Source organism: Paenisporosarcina sp. P4_E4_2 (assembly GCF_056401595.1).
Genome location: NZ_JBFUJC010000180.1, coordinates 1 through 6,312 on the forward strand (window position 1 = coordinate 1; position 6,312 = coordinate 6,312).

Below are 6,312 nucleotides of genomic sequence, written 5' to 3' on the forward strand. Positions count from 1 at the left end.
TAACCACCGAGTAAATTACCGAAGATTCCTGCACCTGCATTCGCCATTAAAACCAACCCTGCCACTGACAGACTTTTTCCTAAATGTTCATGTAAATATATAGTATTTAAAGGCCATAAAAACGAGCTACCCGTGACATTGACGAGCATACCTATTATTAAAAGCCATACACTTCTAGGCATGACAATTCCTCCATTATTTCGAAATCCTAAATAATTGTAGTCTTTTTTGGGCAATCCAACAAGATGTCTCAAATAATACAAGTATTCTGCTTTTTGGGTGCATGGGTTTTCTAAGAGAATCATGATAAAATACCCTTTTAGAGGAGTGGATGCATAAATGAATTTCCCTTTTCCTTCTGACGGGAAGCGATACTACACTTGGAACCGTCATTTACGAAACGAATTTGGTTTCAAAGTATTTAAAGTAGCATTAGACGCTGGATTTGATTGTCCAAATAGGGACGGAACAGTGGCTTTCGGAGGTTGCACTTTCTGCAGCGCGGCGGGCTCAGGAGATTTTGCTGGTGACCGTGTAGATTCGATTGACGTTCAATTTGAAGAAGTGAAAAATAAGATGCATAAGAAATGGAAAGACGGAAAATATATGGCTTATTTTCAGGCTTACACGAATACACATGCGCCGCTCCCTGTATTAAAAGAAAAATTCGAAGCTGCTTTAGCACAGGAAGGCGTTATCGGTTTATCGATAGCAACACGCCCCGATTGTCTGCCAGATGATGTCGTGGAATATCTGGCTGAATTGAACGAACGTACCTATCTATGGGTAGAACTTGGTCTTCAGACCGTTCACGAACGGACAGCAAAGTTAATCAATCGTGCACATGATTATGCTTGTTATGTCGAAGGAGTTCAGAAACTCCGCAAACATGGCATTAACGTATGTGCCCATATTATTAATGGTCTGCCTCTTGAAGCTAAAGAGATGATGATAGAAACTGCCCGTGAAGTATCCAAACTGGATGTCCAAGGAATTAAAATCCATTTGCTTCATTTACTGAAGGGAACACCTATGATCAAACAATACGAAAAAGGATTGGTCGAGTTTATGGACCAGGACGCATATGTCCAACTCGTTGCCGATCAGCTTGAACTTCTGCCACCTGAAATGGTAATTCATCGTATTACCGGAGATGGACCAATTAATTTAATGATTGGGCCCATGTGGAGTGTCAATAAATGGTCTGTACTGAATGCAATCGATGCTGAACTTGTTCACCGGGACAGCTGGCAAGGCAAACATTTCTAAGAGAAGGTGACCATAAAATGAAACTCGAAAGGGTTCTCCCCTATGTGAAAACATTATTAAAAAGCTCAGTTTCTCCTGGAGATACTGTTGTAGACGCAACCGCTGGGAATGGCCATGATACCCTTTTTCTCGCACAGCTGGTCGGACCGACTGGAAAAGTGTATGCTTTCGATGTTCAGGAAGAGGCAATTGAAGCAACACGATTACGATTAGGTGAATGGCAGGAATGTGCTACGGTCATACAGGATGGTCACGAGAAAATCACCCAATATGTAACGAATGAAATATCTGCCGCCGTTTTCAATCTCGGATATTTTCCAGGTGCAGACCATTCCATCATCACAAAACCGAATACAACCATTCAAGCAATCACTGGTTGTCTGGATTTATTAAAAGTCGGTGGAATCATTGTGTTGGTCGTATACCATGGACATGAGGGGGGCGATGTGGAGCGTGACGCTTTGCTTGATTATTTACAAACACTACCTCAATCATTTGTCCATGTACTGAAATATGAATTTATCAATCAACAAAATCATCCTCCGTTTGTTGTGGCGATTGAGAAAATGAAGCATCTTACATGACCTTAAGGTAAGCTATTTAGCTTTCCTTAAGGTTTTTTGCATATTTTTAAGAGGATTGGAAAAACTAGGGTTATCATTTTTCCCTAAGGAGATTTCTATGCCAAAAATCCAATCCATCAGTTCATTCCTTCCTCCATATTCCTATTCCCAAGAAGAAGCCTCGACATTATTGAAAAATTTATTTACCGATCACTACGAAGATTTGGAACGGATGCTCAAAGTATTTGAAAATGGCGAAATTGAATCCCGTCAATTTTGCGTGCCAATGGAGTGGTTTGAACATCCTCATGATTTGGAGGAACGCAATCGACTATACATCGAACTTGCCACTTCCTACGGTGCTTTAGCTATTAATGCCTGTCTGCAAAACCAGGAGTTTTTGGAAGAGTCCGTTCATCCTTCCGAGATTGACGGTATTTTATTTATTTCTAGTACCGGTTTTTCGACACCGAGTATCGAGGCGCGAATTTTAAATCAACTTCCATTCTCTGATTATGTCAAACGCATCCCGATTTGGGGACTGGGGTGTGCAGGCGGTGCATCAGGATTAAGTCGCGCATTTGACTATTGTCTTGCTTATCCGAAAGCGAAAGTACTCGTGCTATGTGTGGAATTATGCAGCTTAACATTTCAGCCAAATGACTACTCAAAGAGCAATTTAATTGGGGCATCTTTATTTGCAGATGGAGTAGCTTGTGCATTGATTTGCGGAGACGACGCAGCCATTCAATCCAAGAAACCTTGTCCTACATTTGTCGCCACATCTTCAAAAACAATGGCCAATTCCGAAAATGTGATGGGATGGGATATGAAAAACGATGGATTGCATGTCGTCTTTTCCAAAAGCATTCCTTCCATTATTGAAAAGTGGCTCGAGCCATTCGTTACAGAATTTTTGGCAGAACACCACTTGACTTCTAAACAGCTAGACCATTTTATTGCCCATCCTGGTGGCAAGAAAGTGCTGACTGCATACGAAAAATCGCTTGGGTTTGACTCATCCAAAACCGAYATTTCAAGGGAAATTTTAAGAAAACACGGGAATATGTCTTCGCCCACCGTTCTTTATGTATTGGAAGCTTTCATGAAGATGGATTGTTCTCCAGGAGAAAAAGGTTTGTTGGCGGCACTTGGACCTGGATTCAGTGGAGAATTGGTGATGCTGGAATGGCAATAGAAACAATTATTTTCTCCAGTATAGTGGGATTTGTTATTGTGCAAAGAATAGTTGAGCTTTTTGTCGCACGCAATAATGAGCGATGGATTCGTGGTCAAGGAGGATACGAAGTCGGTGCGAGGCACTATCCTTACATGGTAGGCATACATGTTGGCTTTTTCCTTAGTCTAATTTTTGAATTTTTGATGTTCGAGCGCGAACTCCCCTCTCTTTGGCCTGTGCTATTTATTATTTTTGTAGGTCTGCAAATCATGCGCGTATGGGTAATCGCTTCACTTGGAAGGTTCTGGAACACAAAAATCCTTGTCTTACCTGGTGCGCATGTCGTTAAAAAAGGACCCTTCCGCTTCTTAAGACACCCTAATTATGTCGTCGTTTCATTGGAAATTTTAGTGATTCCCTTAATGTTTGGGGCTTACTTTACAGCACTGATATTTGCTTTATTAAATTTAATTATTTTGTGTGTGCGCATCCCGATGGAAGAAGCAGCTTTACGGGAAGTTACGAATTACAAAGAAGTCTTCTAATATACGATTTCCCTACGCAAAAAGGCTGACCCTAATAATGAGTCAGCCTTTTACTATTTTTAATTTATTTTTCAAACACAATCTCTCCGGCTATGATTGTTTTCACGACTTTTGCTTCCAGAACTTGTTCATCTGGTCCGTCAAATAAATCTCGATCAAAGACGGTAAAATCCGCGTCAAAGTTCTTCTTAATGTAGCCTCTTTCATGTTCCTTGCCAATAGCCATTGCACTGCCAATCGTATATAGGGCAATCGCGTCATATCGACTGAGTTTTTCCTGTGGTTGATACCCGTCATGTGTGTCTCCAGGGCTCTTCCTTGCAATGGCTGCATATAAACCGAGTCGTGAATCCACTTCTTCTATTGGAGAATCTGAACCTCCGCTGCATGTAATTCTACGGTCCAATAGCTTTTTCCAAGCATACGCCCAGTCAAGTCGAGTTTCTCCCAACCTCTCTTTAACCCACGGAAAGTCCGATGTAACAAAACTTGGTTGTATATCGAGTACAATATCGAGTTTCTCCATACGGTCTACTAAATCCTCGCGTAATACATTCGCATGAATTAAACGATCTCGTTTCCCTTCTCGGACAGGATGTTTTTCTATAGCGGATACAATCATATCCATCCCCATATCACCAATTGCATGCACAGCTACTGCTTCACCATAAGAACGAGCTCTTGCCACGAGGGCATTCAATTCTTCTTGAGTATGAATTGAAATACCTGAAGTTGACATGTCGTCGGCATATGGCTGACTCAGCAAGGCAGTTCGCCCTCCGAGGGAACCATCAATAAATATCTTCATGGCGCCTGGTTCAATCCAAGGTTGATCATACGTTGCTTCATGCATCATCTCTTCAAAGACTGTATGATGGCGAAGTAAATTCACACGGAATTTGCGGTCATTTCCGATGACTGTTTTAAACGCTTGTAACGGTCGGTTGTAATCACCGTAATAACTCATATCTTCGGTATGAACGCCTGTAAAGCCTCGCGATACCAAATCGGTCAAAGCCGTTTCTAAAGAAATGACCAATTGTGTAACAGAGACTTCAGGAATATGTTTTTCTATAAAAGCCATAGCCCCGTCCAATAAGTATCCAGTTGGTTCGCCTTCATCGTCTCTGACTATGACACCATCTTCCGGGTCGGGAGTATCTTTTGTAATTCCCGCCAGCTTAAGTGCAACTGAATTTACAATCATAGCATGTCTGCAAATTCGCTTTAACACAATCGGTGAATTAGAAAGCTCGTCCAGTTCGTAGCGGGTAAGTATTTTTTGGTTGTCAAAATTATTTTCATTCCATCCTTCAGCAAGGAACCATTCTCCTTCTGGATGATTGATCAGAAGATTTTTCAAATCTGCCGTCATTTCAGTTGGAGACATATATTTAGATAAATCAATACGACGCAATTTATCACCATGACCAATCATATGTATATGGCTGTCCACAAATCCAGGATAGACAAATGCCCCCTCAAGATCGATATATTGATCTGCATGCTTTTTCATTTCTTCATATAAACCGGTATTGATAATTTTGCCGTTCTCGACCAAAACTGCATCAATAGTATGTTGTGAATCTTTCATCGTATAAAAWGTTGCATGATGAAAACAGATTTTTGTCATGATGGCACCTCCACTTTGTATAATCATAAAACAAAAACCGTCTCATTCACAATGGAATGAAACGGTTATTACTTATTTTTGTTCCTGCGCAGCTTGTTCAAAAGCTCTTGCTACAACTGTATGCACACTCGAATCTAATGGATTTGGTATTAAATCCCTTGGTTTTGTATGAATGGCAATGGCTCGAGCCGCTCCAACTAGTATCGGGTAACTGATGTCAGAACAAAATCGCCCAACTGGAGTTAGGCGATAAATTGTTATTTCTTCAGGTTCTCATTTTTTAAGTTGTCATTATATTCAATCCAGAAATCAGCATTTTTAATGCCTAAGTTTCTCGGATCAAATACTGGATCTTTGCCTTCTTTTTTCTGAGCTTCATAATCTTTAAGAGCAAGAAGAGCGGGCTTAGCTATGATGAGAATTGCAATTAAATTCAACCAGCACATTAAACCTAACCCTACATCGCCTAGTGCCCATGCTAATTTAGCTTCATTTATCGTTCCATAGAACGCTGTTATTAAGATAACAATTTTCAAAACAAAAATACCTATTTTTTCAGCATTGCCTTTCAGTAGATAAGCAACATTGGTTTCTGCCATATAGTAGTAAGCCATAATTGTCGTGAATGCAAAGAAGAACAACGCAATTGCAACAAATCCAGCTCCAATACCTGTTCCCGGCATTGCAAAATCAATTGCCGCTTGCGTGTAGCCAGCTCCAGCATCGACTCCTGGAAGGTTTTCAACAACAAATTCGCCTTCGCCGTCATCCAATTGAACATTGTACATCCCTGTGAATAAAATCATGAAAGCAGTTGCTGAACACACCAACAATGTATCAATGTACACTGAGAATGCCTGAACTAGACCTTGTTTCACCGGATGAGAAACTTCTGCCGCAGCTGCTGCGTGTGGTCCAGTACCTTGACCAGCTTCATTTGAATAGACTCCACGTTTGACGCCCCATGCAATTGCAGCACCAATCATCCCACCGAAAGTCGAGTCAAAGCTGAAAGCACTTGAAAAGATCAATCTAAGAACACTTGGCACTTCAGTAATGTTCATTCCAATAATGATAATTGCCATTAGAATGTATGCTAGCGCCATGAAAGGTACGACAAAT

Annotated in this window: 6 protein-coding genes and 1 pseudogene; 4 read left to right on the plus strand and 3 right to left on the minus strand. The window is 40.9% G+C overall.

The genetic code is table 11. The features are described 5' to 3' along the window. A pseudogene (locus tag AC1DSB_RS12620) lies at window positions 1-182 on the minus strand (MFS transporter); the annotation flags it as partial. Between the two features lie 157 nt (window positions 183-339). Between AC1DSB_RS12620 and mnmL the strand changes: the two are divergent. From mnmL to AC1DSB_RS12640, 4 genes are all read left to right on the plus strand, one after another. Continuing rightward, window positions 340-1,269 (plus strand): tRNA modification radical SAM protein MnmL/YtqA, encoded by a 930-nt coding sequence (gene mnmL, locus AC1DSB_RS12625; protein ID WP_477531216.1) that lies wholly within the window; start codon window positions 340-342, stop codon window positions 1,267-1,269. Window positions 1,270-1,286: 17 nt separating this feature from the next. Next, entirely contained in the window at window positions 1,287-1,853 is a 567-nt protein-coding gene (gene mnmM / locus AC1DSB_RS12630; protein ID WP_477531217.1) for a tRNA 5-(aminomethyl)-2-thiouridylate-methyltransferase MnmM, read from the plus strand. A 97-nt stretch (window positions 1,854-1,950) separates the two neighbouring features. Beyond that, window positions 1,951-3,030: a type III polyketide synthase gene (locus tag AC1DSB_RS12635; protein ID WP_477531218.1), complete on the plus strand. Its 1,080-nt coding sequence runs from the start codon at window positions 1,951-1,953 to the stop codon at window positions 3,028-3,030. Further along, window positions 3,021-3,557 (plus strand): isoprenylcysteine carboxyl methyltransferase family protein, encoded by a 537-nt coding sequence (locus AC1DSB_RS12640; protein WP_477531219.1) that lies wholly within the window; start codon window positions 3,021-3,023, stop codon window positions 3,555-3,557. The genes AC1DSB_RS12635 and AC1DSB_RS12640 overlap by 10 nt, the downstream gene beginning before the upstream one ends. Before the next feature lie 64 nt (window positions 3,558-3,621). On the opposite strand, the gene AC1DSB_RS12645 is transcribed toward AC1DSB_RS12640, so the two are convergent. Further along, window positions 3,622-5,190, minus strand: a complete 1,569-nt coding sequence (locus AC1DSB_RS12645; RefSeq protein ID WP_477531220.1) for an amidohydrolase — start codon at window positions 5,188-5,190, stop codon at window positions 3,622-3,624. 257 nt (window positions 5,191-5,447) lie between these two features. Then, window positions 5,448-6,312 (minus strand): alanine:cation symporter family protein (locus AC1DSB_RS12650; protein ID WP_477586825.1); only part of this gene is annotated, 865 nt, incomplete at its 5' end.